18 protein-coding genes and 1 tRNA gene are annotated in these 13,354 nt (G+C 62.9%); 11 read left to right on the top strand and 8 right to left on the bottom strand.

The annotated features are described in order from the left end of the window. Positions 1–136: 136 nt before the first annotated feature. The 8 genes from VX159_RS02050 (at position 137) to VX159_RS02015 (ending at position 5,724) form a co-directional block, all read left to right on the top strand. Positions 137–1,273: a response regulator gene (locus VX159_RS02050; RefSeq protein ID WP_371324328.1), complete on the top strand. Its 1,137-nt coding sequence runs from the start codon at positions 137–139 to the stop codon at positions 1,271–1,273. Positions 1,274–1,281: 8 nt separating this feature from the next. Further along, positions 1,282–1,662 carry a response regulator gene (locus VX159_RS02045; RefSeq protein WP_371324327.1) on the top strand — a complete coding sequence of 127 codons (381 nt, stop codon included), beginning with the start codon at positions 1,282–1,284 and terminating at the stop codon, positions 1,660–1,662. A gap of 103 nt (positions 1,663–1,765) precedes the next feature. Continuing rightward, positions 1,766–2,884 carry a bifunctional 3,4-dihydroxy-2-butanone-4-phosphate synthase/GTP cyclohydrolase II gene (ribBA, locus tag VX159_RS02040; protein WP_371324326.1) on the top strand — a complete coding sequence of 373 codons (1,119 nt, stop codon included), beginning with the start codon at positions 1,766–1,768 and terminating at the stop codon, positions 2,882–2,884. A gap of 9 nt (positions 2,885–2,893) precedes the next feature. Next, positions 2,894–3,376 (top strand): 6,7-dimethyl-8-ribityllumazine synthase, encoded by a 483-nt coding sequence (gene ribH / locus VX159_RS02035; protein ID WP_371324325.1) that lies wholly within the window; start codon positions 2,894–2,896, stop codon positions 3,374–3,376. After that, a complete protein-coding gene (gene nusB, locus VX159_RS02030; RefSeq protein ID WP_371324324.1) occupies positions 3,373–3,855 on the top strand; it encodes a transcription antitermination factor NusB in 483 nt (160 codons plus the stop codon). Before ribH ends, nusB begins: the two co-directional genes overlap by 4 nt. Before the next feature lie 18 nt (positions 3,856–3,873). Then, a complete protein-coding gene (gene thiL, locus VX159_RS02025; RefSeq protein WP_371324323.1) occupies positions 3,874–4,872 on the top strand; it encodes a thiamine-phosphate kinase in 999 nt (332 codons plus the stop codon). Beyond that, positions 4,865–5,362 carry a phosphatidylglycerophosphatase A gene (locus VX159_RS02020; protein ID WP_371324322.1) on the top strand — a complete coding sequence of 166 codons (498 nt, stop codon included), beginning with the start codon at positions 4,865–4,867 and terminating at the stop codon, positions 5,360–5,362. Before thiL ends, VX159_RS02020 begins: the two co-directional genes overlap by 8 nt. A 68-nt stretch (positions 5,363–5,430) precedes the next feature. Then, positions 5,431–5,724 (top strand): type II toxin-antitoxin system HicA family toxin, encoded by a 294-nt coding sequence (locus VX159_RS02015; RefSeq protein ID WP_371324321.1) that lies wholly within the window; start codon positions 5,431–5,433, stop codon positions 5,722–5,724. 12 nt (positions 5,725–5,736) lie between these two features. Here VX159_RS02015 and VX159_RS02010 read toward each other — a convergent pair whose 3' ends face one another. Beyond that, a complete protein-coding gene (locus VX159_RS02010) occupies positions 5,737–6,459 on the bottom strand; it encodes a SapC family protein (RefSeq protein WP_371324320.1) in 723 nt (240 codons plus the stop codon). Between the two features lie 103 nt (positions 6,460–6,562). On the opposite strand from VX159_RS02010, the gene VX159_RS02005 reads away from it, so the two are divergent. After that, positions 6,563–7,462, top strand: a complete 900-nt coding sequence (locus tag VX159_RS02005; RefSeq protein WP_371324319.1) for an HDOD domain-containing protein — start codon at positions 6,563–6,565, stop codon at positions 7,460–7,462. 252 nt (positions 7,463–7,714) lie between these two features. Next, the gene (locus VX159_RS02000; protein WP_371324318.1) at positions 7,715–7,843 is read left to right on the top strand and encodes a hypothetical protein; all 129 of its coding nucleotides are present in this window, start codon (positions 7,715–7,717) and stop codon (positions 7,841–7,843) included. A gap of 49 nt (positions 7,844–7,892) precedes the next feature. Here VX159_RS02000 and VX159_RS01995 read toward each other — a convergent pair whose 3' ends face one another. The 3 genes from VX159_RS01995 to VX159_RS01985 form a co-directional block, all read right to left on the bottom strand. Beyond that, positions 7,893–8,093, bottom strand: a complete 201-nt coding sequence (locus tag VX159_RS01995) for a hypothetical protein (protein ID WP_371324317.1) — start codon at positions 8,091–8,093, stop codon at positions 7,893–7,895. Between the two features lie 62 nt (positions 8,094–8,155). Then, positions 8,156–8,232, bottom strand: a tRNA-Arg gene (locus VX159_RS01990). Positions 8,233–8,306: 74 nt separating this feature from the next. Next, entirely contained in the window at positions 8,307–8,789 is a 483-nt protein-coding gene (locus VX159_RS01985) for a C40 family peptidase (RefSeq protein ID WP_371324316.1), read from the bottom strand. A gap of 263 nt (positions 8,790–9,052) precedes the next feature. Here VX159_RS01985 and VX159_RS01980 point away from each other — a divergent pair, with 263 nt between their 5' ends. Then, positions 9,053–9,691 carry a hypothetical protein gene (locus VX159_RS01980; protein ID WP_371324315.1) on the top strand — a complete coding sequence of 213 codons (639 nt, stop codon included), beginning with the start codon at positions 9,053–9,055 and terminating at the stop codon, positions 9,689–9,691. 12 nt (positions 9,692–9,703) lie between these two features. Here the strand turns inward: VX159_RS01980 and VX159_RS01975 are convergent, their stop codons facing one another. The 4 genes from VX159_RS01975 to VX159_RS01960 are packed head-to-tail and all read right to left on the bottom strand — an operon-like array spanning position 9,704 to position 13,292. Then, on the bottom strand, positions 9,704–9,847 hold the full coding sequence (locus VX159_RS01975; RefSeq protein ID WP_371324314.1) for a hypothetical protein: 144 nt from the start codon (positions 9,845–9,847) through the stop codon (positions 9,704–9,706). Next, positions 9,847–11,793 (bottom strand): DUF4178 domain-containing protein, encoded by a 1,947-nt coding sequence (locus VX159_RS01970; protein ID WP_371324313.1) that lies wholly within the window; start codon positions 11,791–11,793, stop codon positions 9,847–9,849. The genes VX159_RS01975 and VX159_RS01970 overlap by 1 nt, the downstream gene beginning before the upstream one ends. A 53-nt stretch (positions 11,794–11,846) precedes the next feature. After that, positions 11,847–12,863 carry an SPFH domain-containing protein gene (locus VX159_RS01965; protein ID WP_371324312.1) on the bottom strand — a complete coding sequence of 339 codons (1,017 nt, stop codon included), beginning with the start codon at positions 12,861–12,863 and terminating at the stop codon, positions 11,847–11,849. Between the two features lie 27 nt (positions 12,864–12,890). Further along, on the bottom strand, positions 12,891–13,292 hold the full coding sequence (locus VX159_RS01960; RefSeq protein ID WP_371324311.1) for a DUF350 domain-containing protein: 402 nt from the start codon (positions 13,290–13,292) through the stop codon (positions 12,891–12,893). Positions 13,293–13,354: the final 62 nt, after the last annotated feature.

Genomic DNA, 13,354 nt, shown 5'->3' with positions numbered 1-13,354 from the left:
CGCCCCAGGCCGGGGAAAGGCAAGACCCTGTCAGATCAGCTAGGTTGTCAGTGGCAGTTCGACCCCGGAGAATCGACCGTTTAGCCTGGCGCGTGTTTTACACTCACCTGTCCTGCAACGAGCGAGATCGAGCCCAATGAAAATCCTGGTGGTGGACGATTCGGCCCTGGAGCGGCAACGCATCGAAGCCAGCCTGCGCGCCCAAGGCCATCAGGTCCTGCTTGCCGACAACGGATTCGACGGGCTTGAACTGGCCGCGCAGGAAGCACCTGATGTGATTCTGCTTGACGTGATGATGCCCGGCATCGACGGACTCGAAACCGCACGCCGGATTCGCGCTCGCCAGAACCGCTGGTCCCCGATCATCTTTATTTCGGCCAATACCCAGCCCGAAGACATCGCAGCAGCCATTGCCGCCGGTGGTGACGACTACCTGACCAAGCCGATCAACACCCTGGTTCTCAATGCAAAGTTGCTGGCCATGCGCCGCATCGTCGGCATGAAATCACTGCTTGGCCGGCTTGATACCCCCGCCGCCGAGCAGGAGGTCGCACAAGCTACCGCCGTCGATAGCAGCACCGGCCTGGCCACCGAAGAAGCGGCCCGCCACAAACTGGCCCAGGAATTTGCCCGTTGCTCGCGCACCCAGCAACCGGTCAGCCTGCTCTTTGCCTGCATCGATGGGCTGGAAGCCCAGCGTGACAGCGCTCCGCTCGAAGCCCTGCAAGCCTGCTTGCGCCAGGCGGCGCTCTCCTTGCGCCATAGCGCCGCACGGATTTCGGATTTTGCCGCACATTTCCGCCAATGGCAGGTCGGCGCAATCCTCCCCGACACTCCGGTCAGCGGCGCACTGACCGTCGCCGAGCGCCTGCGCCAGACCATGAACGAACTCTGCCAGGCCGACTGCCAGCTGACCACACCTCCCCACTGCACCCTCAGCATCGGCCTGGCCACCGCCGTGCCACGCAAGGAATGCGACAGCCAGATCCTGATCGATGCCGCCGAACGGATGTTGCGCCAGGCCATCAACGAGGGCGGCAACCGGGTCGAGGCGCTGGCCATTGATGCTCCTTTCCGGCTCACCCCAAGAGAGCTGGAATGCCTGCAATGGTCGGCACTAGGCAAGTCATCATGGGAAATCGCCGGAATTCTGCAGATTTCCGAATCGGCAGTGAATTTCCACATGGCCAACATCCGCCACAAATTCCAGGTTGGCTCACGCCGGCAAGCGATTGCCCAGGCCATCCGCCTGGGTTTGCTGCGCCCCAGTTAAGCACTGCCATGCCGCAGTACATCCTGATCGTCGACGACAACCTGGCCAATCGCCGCCTGCTCGACTTCTGGCTCAAACGCAAAGGCTACCGCACGGCCGAGGCCGAAAATGGCCGCGAAGCCGTTGCCCTGCTAACGCCCGGACACCCCTTCCAACTGGTGTTGATGGATTACCACATGCCGGAAATGAACGGTATGGAGGCGGCCCGGGCTCTGCGCGCACTCGAAGCAGCGGAAGCCCGCCGGCGCCTGCCGGTGGTTGCCGTCACCGCCAGCGAAGGGCTGATCCCGCACGACGAATTTTACGCTGCCGGGATGGACGCGATCCTGGCCAAGCCGGTTTGCTTCCAGACCCTGGAAAAGGTCTTGCACCGCCTGCTGCCGGCTTGAGCCGTGAACCGCTTATAGCGACGGCACGGCCGCGACGGAAAAATAGGTCGCCAGCGCCGGTTTCTGCGAAAATAGCAGCCCCCGTTTTTTTCTGTCTCCCGCCATGCCCCCGCATCCCGCCATTGCCACTGTTGATGAAATCGTAGCCGAGCTGAAGGCCGGCCGCATGGTCATTCTGGTCGACGAAGAAGACCGCGAAAACGAGGGCGACCTCGTGATGGCCGCCGAACACATCACCCCGGAAGCGATCAACTTCATGGCCAAGTATGGCCGCGGCCTGATCTGCCTGACCCTGACCGAGGCCCGCTGCAAGAAGCTGGGGCTGACCCAGATGGCACGCAGCAACGGCACCCAGTACGGCACCGCCTTCACTGTCTCGATCGAAGCCGCCACCGGCGTCACGACCGGCATCTCGGCAGCTGACCGGGCCCGTACCATTCAGGTTGCCGTCGCCAAGAGCAGCACGGCCGACGACATCGTCCAGCCCGGCCACGTTTTCCCGATCACCGCCCGCCCCGGCGGCGTGCTGGTTCGTGCCGGCCACACCGAAGCCGGCTGTGACCTCGCCGGGCTGGCCGGACTCGAACCCTCGTCGGTGATCTGCGAGATCATGAACGACGACGGAACCATGGCCCGGCTGCCCGAACTGATCGAATTCGCCAGGGAACATGGCTTGAAGATCGGCACCATCGCCGACCTGATCCATTACCGAGCAGCCTCCGAAAAACTGGTCGAGCGCGTCACCAGCAAACCGGTGCAAACCGCACACGGCGAATTTACCCTGCACGCCTATGTCGACCGTGCCGGCGGCGCCACTCATCTGGTGCTGCAGCACGGCACGATTCCAACCGGCGGCGAAACCCTGGTGCGAGTGCACGAACCGCTGTCGGTACTCGACTTCCTCGACCCGGCCAGCAAGCGCCAGTCCTTCTCGATTGACGAGGCGCAGGCAGCGCTGGCCAAATTCGGCCACGGCGTGATCGTCCTGATGCATCGCCCGGAAGACGGCGACGCCCTGCTCGCCCGCCTCACCGGCCCGGCACAGAATGCCCCGAAGCAGCAGGTAAAATGGGATCCACGCACCTATGGCATCGGCGCCCAGATTCTGCGCGACCTTGGCGTGACCAAGATGCGCCTGCTCTCCAGCCCGCGCAAGATGCCTTCGATGACCGGCTTCGACCTTGAGGTCACCGGCTTTGTCACCTCCATCGCGGACCTCTAAGGAAAAACCATGTCCCGTTTTGACAACATCCACGAATACGACAACTCCCTCGCCGGCAACGGCCTCGCCGTCGGCATCGTCATGAGCCGCTTCAACCTGCCGGTCTGCGAAGGCCTGCTCTCGGCCTGCGTTGCCGAACTCAAGCGCCTCGGGGTAGCTGATGCCGACATGGAAATCGCCAACGTCCCCGGCGCCCTCGAAATCCCGCTGGTTCTGCAAACCATGGCCAGCAGCGGCCGTTTCGACGCATTGGTAGCGCTGGGCGCGGTGATCCGTGGCGACACCTATCATTTCGAAGTGGTCTCCAACGACGCCTGTCGTGCGATCATGGAAGTCCAGCTCGACACCGGCATTCCCATCGCCAACGGCATCCTCACTTGCGACACCGATGAGCAGGCGGAAGTCCGCATGCAACCGAAAGGCACCGATTGTGCGCAGGCGGCGATCGAAATGGCCAACCTGCAAAAAGCCCTGAAAGCGGTACAAAAATGAGCGACAACCAGAATCTCGACCAGGAACTGCCCCGCCCCAAGCCGGCGCGCCGCCGCTCCCGTGAATTTGCGCTGCAAGGCCTGTATCAGTGGCGGGTTGGCGGTGCCGATGCGGCCGCCATCGAAGGCCATCTGCCACAACTGGAAGACTTTGCCAAAGCCGACCGCGAATTTTTCGTTGGCCTGCTGCGCGGGGTGATGGGTCAAGGCGATGCGCTGGCGGAGCGAATCAGCCGCCATATCGACCGTCCGTTCAGCGAATTGTCGCCGATCGAAGCCTGCGTGCTGATGATCGGCAGCTTCGAGCTGATCAACCACCCAGACACGCCTTACCGCGTGATCATCAACGAAGCCATCGAGCTGGCCAAGGCGTTTGGCGGCACCGACGGCCACAAGTACGTCAATGGCGTGCTCGACAAGGTTGCCGGCGAAGTCCGTCCGACGGAAGTGGCAGCCCGCCGCAAGCAGCAAGGCAAGTAATGCGGAGCAAGGCAGCCGATGGCCGGTGAATTCACGCTGATCGACCGCTATTTCAAGCGTCCGCAGCAGCAGGCAGGAACCCTGCTCGGCCCCGGCGACGACTGCGCGCTGATTGCGCCAACCCCGGGCTGCGAACTGGCAATCACCACCGACATGCTGGTTGCCGGCGTGCACTTCCTGCCCGACACCGACCCCGCCCGCCTGGGCTGGAAGTCGCTGGCGGTCAATCTGTCGGATCTTGCAGCAATGGGTGCGCTGCCGCGCTGGGTCACGCTGGCCGGCGCGCTGCCGGCAACACTGGCCACGGTCGACCAGCCCTGGCTGGAAAAATTCGCCGAAGGTCTGTTTGCCTGCGCCGCCGCCTATGGGGTTGACCTGATCGGCGGCGATACCACGCGCGGACCGCTGACCCTGTCGATCACCGCCATCGGCGAGGTCGAACCCGGCCAGGCGCTGCGCCGCAGCGGTGCCCGGGTTGGCGATTGCATCTGGATTTCCGGACGCCCCGGCTTAGCCAGCCTGGGGCTCGCCTGCCTGCAGAACCGGCCGGAAACCCGGGCCCTTCCGGAAACCTGGCGCCGCCTGTGCATTGCGGCACTGGAAAAACCCCGCCCCCGGATCGAACTGGGGCGCGCCCTGCGCGGTATCGCCAGCGCTGCGATCGACGTTTCCGACGGACTGCTGGCCGACCTCGGCCACCTGTGCGCCGAGTCGAGCGTTGCCGCTGCGCTCAACCTGGTGCAATTGCCGCATCTGCCCAAGGGCGAACAGTACGACGCCGACTTGCGCCGCATCGCGCTCGAATGCCAACTCGCCGGCGGCGACGATTATGAACTGTGCTTCACCGCAACAGGTAGCCAGAGCCAGGCCATCGCCGCGATTGCCGCTCGCCTCGAACTGCCGCTGTGGCATATCGGCGAAATCATTCCGGCCCATGGCGAAGAATTGGTGACGGTCTACGATCCGGATCTGAAGCCGGTCGAATTCGCGCGCAAGGGGTACGATCATTTTGCCTGACAGCCCCCGGCCCCGCCCCGGTCTGCGCTTCCTCTTCGCGCACCCGGCGCACTTCCTCGCCTGCGGCTGCGGCAGCGGCCTCTCGCCCAAGGCGCCGGGTACCGTCGGCACTCTGTTCGCCTGGCTGACCTTCCCCTTGCTGCGAGCCCCGCTCAGCGAACTGCAATTTCTCGCCCTGCTTGGCGCCGCCTATCTTGCCGGCATCTGGATCATCGACGTTGCCGGGCGTAGTCTGGGCGACCCCGACCATGGCAGCATCGTCTGGGACGAGATCGTGCCCTTCTGGCTGGTCCTGCTGCTGACTCCGGCTGGCTGGCTGTGGCAGGCGACGGCATTTGCGCTGTTCCGCTTCTTCGACATCGTCAAGCCACAGCCGGCGCGCTATTTTGACCACCATGTGAAAAATGGCTTCGGGGTGATGGCCGACGACCTGGTTGCCGCCGGCTACACCCTGCTCGCGCTGGCCCTGCTCAAGCGACTGCTCGGCTAAGCCCGGCGCTTCCCGCTGCCGCAGGGCGGGCTTAGAATGACTGCATCGCACCCGCACAGGAGCCGGTCATGAGCCACAAGCACGCCCATCTGCTGCGTACCGTCTTTCAGGACCCGCACGCGGCCAACATCCACTGGCGCGAAGTCGAATCCCTGCTCGGCCACCTCGGGGCAACGATCGAACCGGCCGGCGGCGCCCGCTTCAAAGTGACGCTGAACCGTGTCGAGGCCTTCCTCCACCACCCGCATGGCGGCAATACCTGCGGCCGCAACGAAATCAAAGCCCTGCGCGAATTTCTTGCGCACGCGGGCATCACCCTGTCCGCCTACGAAGCCAGCCGCAAGAGCGACTCTGCCGACTAGCGCCGACCCGACTCAGGCACCGGGGTGCTGATTGCGGCGGCGCAGCAGGCGGGGGAAATTGCCCAGCGAGAGCATATGGGCCTGGATCAACGCCAATTCGCCAGTCTGCACCAGCGCATGTACCTGCTCGGGACTCAGCGCACGCAACAGTTCCTCCTCGACGATCAGCATCCCGGTCAGCGAGAAGGCCTCCCCGTCGGGAAGTTCGATCTGTGCCGACGCCTCGCGCAGCAAATCGAGCTCCTGGAGGCGAGTGCAGAAGGCACGGGTACGCGCAATCTCATGCTGGTACTCCTGTAACACCTGCTGTATCCGGGTCAGCAACTCGCGACTGCCATCCGCCGGAAAGAGAGGTTCGCCAACTGCGGACGAGAGACAACCGGCTGCTTCGTCGACACAAACGGCCAGATCTTCGCCATTGACCTGCACGGTGGCGAACGGATAACGCCGGATGAATGCCGGCAAATGCTCGGCCTGCCAGCGGCCATCGGCAGCAATGAAAAGGTTTTCGTTCTGACGCAGGCCCAGCAGCGCCAACGGGGTAATCTGCCCCTCCTGATCACGGGCGAATACCAGCGGAAACTCCCGCTGAGCCTCGTTCATTTCGACAGCGAGCAGTGGCAGGGTCTGGCTTTGTGCCGCGAAGGAAAAATCATTGACCGGAGCCAGGCGTAACGCGGCATGGCGCACGGGATCCAGAAAGGTCAGGTGACGATAGAAGGTCTGAGTATTCATCGACGGGGCAGAAAGAAGAAATGGAAACGGGGAGCCAAGCCTTGCCTGATTCGCTCACCAAGCGTATACGTTATAGCTTCCGCCCCACCAACGATAGCCCAAGATGCTTGCGACCAGTACCCGCCCAGCCGGCAACGACCCGCATACCGACCCGCTGGAGAAGAACTTCCGCACCCAGTTGCGCGACATCGGCATTCCACCCCGCCCAACCATCCTTGAACAGATCGACCGGGAAATGCGCAAGGAGGAGCCCGACTTCCGCCACCTGGAACAGTTGATCAGCGCCGATGTCGGGCTGGCTGCGGGCCTGATCAAGACAGCCAACTCCCCTGCTTTCGCCTTTGGCCGCAAAGTCCGCTCAGTCCATGATGCCCTGCTGGTGCTGGGTCTGAAGGCAGTGGTCCGGACCCTCGCCGGACTGTCGCTTCAGAACATATTTCCCAACACGCCCAATCTTGAACGCTTCTGGGACGCCTCGGCAACCACCGCGCGAATTTCAGCCTGGCTGGCCCTGCAGTTGCGCAAGCGCAGCCAGGCCAGGCCCGACGATGCTTATACCTTCGCGCTGTTCCGTGACTGCGGAATCCCGATGCTGATGATTCCCTTCCCCGAATATCTGGATATCCTGAAAGCCGCCAACAGCGAACGCGAACGCAGCTTTACCGAGATTGAGGACGAACTTCTGGCGCTCAACCACGCACTGGTCGGGGCCGAACTTGCCGAAAACTGGCTGCTGCCGGAAGACATCCATGCCGCCATCCGCCATCATCATCAGCCAGAGGCATTTGCTGAGGGCAATCCGCTGGCACTACCGGAGGTCAGCCGCGACATGATCGCCGTCACCCAACTGGCAGAACACCTGCTGCAGCAGATCAGCGGCCTGAATCAAACCTGCGAATGGGAAAAACTGGGCGCCTGCTGCTGTACCCGGCTGCAGTTGACCGCAGATGAAATCGGCGAACTGGCGACCGATTGTGCAGCGATGCTGCGCGACGATGCCTGAACCCGCTTAAGGCTGGCATCCTCCGTGACGGGAAACCACCCAGCACGGCTGTAGGCCTTGCCAAGGAGTGACCGACTCACGGCGGCCACTGTGATCAATGCGGTAGACAAAGGCTGACATCTCACCCAGCCCCCGCGCCTCGATCCGGAAACCTGCCCGATCCGGCGGAGGCTGTCGGCACTGCATGGCGAATTCCCGAGTATCGGCAGGACAAGGTCCATTGGCATAGCTCCCCTGTTGCCGCCATTGTTCGTGCATACCATCAGCTGCGTGCTGCAGCGCAACCAGAACTGGTCCAAGCCGCGCCTGCAAGCGTCGCTGCCTGAACTGATCGCTCGCCAGCAATACCAGTGCTGCGGCAACCGCCAGCAACAGCAATAGCTCGAGCCGGCTCAGACCAAGGAAAGGGGATCGCATGCGAACTCCGCCATTAGATGAAAAGGTCCGGCTGCGGCTGTACCAGGCTGTCGCGCTTGACCGTCAGCCTGACCCGGGCGCCCTTGCGGCCGATGGCTTCGACCACCATATAACCACTCCGCCCCTCGGCCAGTACCTGGACATTCCGGGTCAGCCCCTTGTTGCGTCCGACATAGGTCGCCAGCGCTCCGGGAAAGGCTTGCCATTTCGCCATAAATTCACGCGTCAAAACGTAAAAAAGGCACTTCGGAATGAAGTGCCTTTTTTAGCCAAATCTGGCGCGCCCGAGACGATTCGAACGTCCGACCCCTGCCTTCGGAGGGCAGTACTCTATCCAGCTGAGCTACGGGCGCAGAGAAGGGCGCAATTCTAACCGTTCTTTCCGGTGCAAGTCCAACTTTCATTCAATTTTCACGGTCGACCGTGCTCAATCGAGGAAAGTCCGCGCCGCCTCGAAGCGCTGCGCATAGTAGCGATCGGCGATCCGATCGATGCGTACCTTACCGTTACGGTTCGGGGCATGGATGAAGCGTTCGTCGCCAATGTAAATACCGACATGCGAATACGGGGCATTGCGGGTATTGAAAAAAACCAGGTCGCCCGGGCGCAGCGCTTCGCTGCCGACGGCCCGCCCCTGCCGGGCGATGTCGGCGGCGCTGCCGCGCACGCGAATGCCGGCGGCTCGCTCGAAGATGTAGCTGACCATGCCACTGCAATCGAGGCCGGCATCGGGATTCTTGCCGCCAAAACGGTAGCCGGTGTCGATCAGGCCCAAGGCGTACAGCGCAATTTCATTGCCCAACTCGCTGCGCAGCGGTGCGGTCGCCGCCGCAGCAGGGACCGTGGCCGGAGCCACCGGGGGGCGCAAACTGCCGCAAGCGGCCAGCCCGCACAATGCAGCAAGCGACAAGAAGCAACGCGCAACGGACAGACTGGAGAACACGGAGGCGGATTCGCAAGAAGGGTACGATTAAATTAAAGCAGATTCTTGAAGAATGGCGCAAGCAATTGTTTTTCAAGCCAATCAATAAATAGCTTTCCTCCTCTGGGTCTCCCCGGGGTTTTTGGCTCTTTTTTACGGTCGACCGTGAAAAAGCAGCATTTTCCCCACCGGATTATCGCTGCGGGCCTCTACAATCCCCGCATCCCTCGTGACTCGCGGCCGGACTTGCCATGCCCCAATTATTGCTGCTGCTCGCCGTTGCCATTCTGGCTTTGCTTCTCTGGCGCAATCTGGCCCGGCAACGCCGGCTACGCTACCTCAACCGTTTTCCTTACCAACGCCTGCTCGATGCCCGCCTTGCCGCGCGCCGCCCCGAACTGAGCGCAACCCAGCGCAGCGAGGTTTTTGCCGGACTGCACGACTATTTCCTGCTCTGTACCCAAGCCCGGCGCCAAATGCTGGCGATGCCATCGCAAGCGGTCGACGATGCCTGGCACGAATTCATTCTCTTCACCCGCCAGTACGAGCAATTCTGTCGCCATGCCTTTGGCCGCTTTCTGCACCACACCCCGGCCGAAGCCATGACCACCCCCACCCAGGCCAGCGAGAGCTTGCGTCGCAGCTGGGGGCTGGCCTGCGCTCACGAAGGTATCGACCCCAAGGCCCCCGACCGCCTGCCACGACTGTTCGCGCTCGACGCGGCCCTGGGCATTGCGGGTGGCTTCATCTACCACCTTGATTGCCTCGCCCGTAATCACCCCGATAGCAGTGGCTTTTGCGCCAGCCATATCGGCTGCAGCAGCGGCTGCGGCGGCGATAGCGGCGGGAGTGACGGTGGCAGCGATGGAGGTGGCTGCGGCGGTGACTGAAAGCGGTCGCGCTTACTTGTGGTAGACGCTGCGCGAAGAGCCGCCGCGCCCTGAGGCATTGGCCACGTCGTCAAACAGGCTCCAGCCTTGCTGCTGCGCCCAGGAAAACAGGACCAAGGTCAGTGCGGCAACCGCCAGGTTGAATTTGCCGAACATCAGTCGTCGTCTCCGGAATCGTCGGAATTGATCGGCGGGTGGTCGCTATCCGCCCAGCGCGCGCCCTCAAAGGCCGCGTGGCGAAAACGGCTGAATACGGGAAAAAGGGCTATCAGCAGCAGGGCCAGGATGAAGTTCGACCACCCTGCTCCTGCCGTCACCACTTCCACGCGGTTGCTCACCGGCACAGGCTTTTCCGGTGCCAGGTCGGCATCGACGGTCAGGTAATAGGTACCCGCCGGCAAATCGACAAACACCACCTCGTCCTCGCGATTTCCTTCCGACCAACTCTCACCGTCGTCATAGCCATAGTAATAGGCGATTTCACGCGCTGCCGGCCAGGCTTCGCCGGTGCTCTTGTTGACCAGCATCAGGTCGAGCGCCAGCCAGTTGTTGTCGAGCGAGGTGGCGTTGCGTACCGCCAGCCGGCTACCGGGGCGGGAAACAACGAATTCGCGGCTGCGCAGGGTACTCTCGGGGCCGCCCAGCAGTTGTGGCGCAAAGTTGAAGTCCTGGCGCAGCAGGGTTTTGCTACCGAATAGCGAGAGCGCGGCGACCTGCAAACCGACCAGCAACAACAGCACGCGCCAGAAGCGGCGGCAGGCCTGGCGATGCGTTTCCGCCCACGGGTTCGGCTGGTTGGCATAGACCCCGAGCGGGGCAGGCAGTTTTTTCAGGGCGAAAGCTGCGGCGATTTCGTCGGTACTGGCATAGCGCCCGAGCGACCAGGTGATTTCCTTGTCGTTGGACTCACACGACAGCATCTGCGGCGGGGCGACGTAATCGACAGCGCGACAGCTTTCGCCGTGGGTCACCCGCCAGGTGAACTCGCCGGCGACCTGGATGACTTCAGCGCTAAGCGCTGTCGAAAAATGCTTGAACGACTCACCGCGATAGCGCACCGCGTCGACTTCGATAATGCCGCCGGCTGGCGGGTCGGACAGCACATCGACCACGTTCCAGTGATTGTTGTACTCGGTCAGCCAGCGATAGCGCCCGTTCGGCGCCGCCAGCAGGTATTCGCGCCAGTCGTAGGCGATGCCCTCGCTGCGCGTGCGGCGGACCATGAAGCCGATCACTTCGACCGTCTCGCCGTCGAGCTGGCCTTTACTGCCCAAGGGCAAGCGGGGTTGGTACTGCTTGGTGTCCTTGGCCGAAGCACGCGACAGGATCGCATGGTTGGCGTCGGCGGCATCGACCACCGTTCCGCAGCTGCGGCAGGCAATTGCGACGATGCTGGGCGAACTCGCCTGCAAAGGACTGCCGCAAACGCCGCAGCGAAATACCTCGGCCGCCACCGTGGCCGCCGTGGCACCCGGCAGCGGCATCCCTGCGCGCAAATTGCGCAACTGCAAGGCGGAAAACTCGACCGCCTCGCCGACGAACCACAAGGGCGGCGTTTCCGAATAATCGAGGGTCGCAAACTGCTTGCCATGGCGCAGGTCGGCCGCCGCCAGCGGGTAGCCGGCACCGACCTTGAACGGCAACTCGCCCTGGCCGGCAACACACTCGGCTTCTTCCTTGTTGCTCACCGTCCAGGCCTGGCCGCCCAGCATCAGTTTGCGCCCGGCCTGCAGTTCGGCAAAGGCCGGCAGCGCTTCGCCAGGGTGCTTTAGGAAGGTGAGCACATACTCACCGGCCGCCTCTGACAGCCAGCCAGTGCGCATGTCGTCGAAGAGCAGATGCCATTCGTTCCACAAGCCCTGGCTGTACTTGATCTGGATGCGCCCGATCAGCGCGAAATGCACGCCTTTATAAACCCCTTCGCTGCCTAGTTGCAGGGGCGAGCGATCCTCGGCCAGCGCCGCCATCTTGCCGATGTCTTCAAGCGCCTGATCGCGGCGGACCAGCGTGCTCTGGCAGTATTCGCAGACGGCAAAAACCGACCCGGCCGACTGGAAGACGACCGGGGCGCCGCAGGAGGGACAGGAAGCGGTCAGGGCCACGGGAACTGGCGCAAGTTAAGCCAACACCTGGCGGGAACGAGGCACTTTCACGGTCAACCGAGTTTTTGCAGCAATTCCGCCTTCTTGGCGTCGAACTCGGCCTGGCTGAGAATGCCTTTCTGCACCAGTCCGTGCAGTTTCTCCAGCGTCGCCACCACCTCGTCGGCCGAGACCGTGGCGGCACCGCCCGGGGCCGCCGTCGGCGCAGCGACGGCCTGGCCCAGCGCCTGCGCCATCACCTGGCCGAAACCGACGCCAGCGCCCATGCCAACCCCCAGGCCGGCCATGCCGCCCTCGTTCTTCGCCGCCTCGGGGATGGCATTGGCCACCTGGTACTGGGTAAAGCGCTGCAGGTCGCCGATCATGTTCATGCCGATCTTCTGATCGAGAACCTTCTGCAACTCCTCGGGCAAGGAAACGTTCTGCACCACCAGGCTATCCAGCGTCAGGCCGTACTCGGCGAACAGCGGCGCCGCCTTGGCGAACATCGCGCGGCCGAACTCGTCCTGGTTCGCCGCCATGTCGATGAAGGGGATCCCCGACTCGCCGAAGAGGTCGCTGATGCCGCCGACCAGGGTGTTGCGCAACTGCCCTTCGAGCTCGTCGCGCCCGTAGCGCTCGCGGCTGCCGGAGATCTTCTGGTAGAAGGCCTTGGCGTCGCTGAGGTGGTAGGAATAGATGCCGAAGGCACGCAGACGGACAATCCCGAAGTCCTTGTCACGGATCGTGATCGGGTTGGGCGTCCCCCACTTCTGATCGAGCTGGCCGCGCGTCGAGAAGAAATAGACGTCCGACTTGAAGGGCGACTCGAACAGCTTGTCCCAGTTCTGCAGGTAGGTCAGAACCGGCAGCGTCTGCGTATTCAGCTTGTACATGCCGGGGCCGAAGACGTCGGCAACCTGGCCTTCATTGACAAAGAGCGCCAGTTGCGAATCACGAACAGTCAGGCTGGCGCCGTTCTGGATTTCCATTTCCTGCATCGGGAAGCGCCAGGCCAGCGTGCCGTCGCCGTCCTCAGTCCACTGCAGGATGTCGATAAACTGCTTTTTGATGAAGTCCATCAGTGCCATGAGCGGCTCCTTGGAAAGTTGGCTGGGTCAGATGATGCAACCGGCGTTAAGGATACCGACCCCCAGTGACAACGAGGCCATGAAGATCGCAGCAGCCAGTCGCCCTTGCGGAATCGCCTGGTTCAGCGTCGGCAGCACCAGACGGGCAAGCGTGTAGGCGAGCAGCTGCACGCCGCCGGCGACCACGCCCCAGCCGAGCATCGCATAGATGTTGTGGCTGACCGCAACCGACACCGCAATCGGCAGGGCGAATCCGAGGGTCGCACCGCCGAGGCTAACCGCTGCCGCTTCGTTGCCGGCACGAATCAATGCCATTTCATTATACGGAGTAACCGCGATGTAGAGCCCGAGAAAGGCCGCCAGCAAGGCCAGCGCGGTCAGGAAAAAACTGGCGAAGGCCGGCAAGGCAGAAAGAACGGGATCGAACATGGAGGCCTCCGGGAAAAGTCTGCTGCGATTGTGCGGCGCGCCCGGCGAATATTCAACCTGGA

Origin of the sequence: Dechloromonas sp. ZY10, assembly GCF_041378895.1 — a bacterium.
GTDB classification, from domain to species: Bacteria; Pseudomonadota; Gammaproteobacteria; order Burkholderiales; family Rhodocyclaceae; genus Azonexus; species Azonexus aquae.
This window is presented reverse-complemented; position numbering and strand designations above follow the sequence as displayed.